The organism is Thalassospira profundimaris (genome assembly GCF_003326675.1).
In the GTDB taxonomy this organism is placed as follows: domain Bacteria; phylum Pseudomonadota; class Alphaproteobacteria; order Rhodospirillales; family Thalassospiraceae; genus Thalassospira; species Thalassospira aquimaris.
In genome coordinates this window covers 1-591 of record NZ_JPWF01000048.1, presented here as the reverse complement: position 1 = coordinate 591, position 591 = coordinate 1, and the positions used below count along the sequence as shown (strand labels likewise).

1 protein-coding gene is annotated in these 591 nt (G+C 58.4%); it reads right to left on the bottom strand.

All coding sequences use genetic code 11. The features are described 5' to 3' along the window. On the bottom strand, positions 1-591 hold a 591-nt coding region (locus TH19_RS22855; RefSeq protein ID WP_181846528.1), incomplete at both ends, for a hypothetical protein.

Here is a 591-nt window from a genome sequence, read left to right as displayed (position 1 = left end):
CAATCGCAGAGTCTTCGCTACCCGAAGCATCCGCGGCAACATCAAGTGTCGGAGCATCCGCCACACCGGCAACGTCAACCGTGATGCTGCCCGTGGTCGTTGCAACGTCCTCACCGTCAGCAGAAGTCGCGGTCACACCGAGATCAAACGAACCGCTGAAGTCATCAGGCGGCGTGATCGTCAGATCTTCGAGGTCAGAAGACGACAAAGTCCAGGTACCGTCGCCATTATCCGTACCAGCCGACAGGGTCGCGCCATCCGGAACACCGGAGATCGTGATGGTGAGTGTTTCGCTGGAATCTGTCAGACCCGCGTCGATATCGAGCGCAATCGCAGAGTCTTCGGAACCAGATTCGGAGCCAGAAGCATCGGCAACATCAAGTGTCGGAGCATCCGCCACACCGGCAACGTCAACCGTGATGCTGCCCGTGGTCGTTGCAACGTCCTCACCGTCAGCAGAAGTCGCGGTCACACCGAGATCAAACGAACCGCTGAAGTCATCAGCAGGTATGATCGTCAGACCTTCGAGATCACCGGAACTCAAAGTCCAGGTGCCGTCGCCATTATCGGTACCTGCCGACAGGGTCGCGC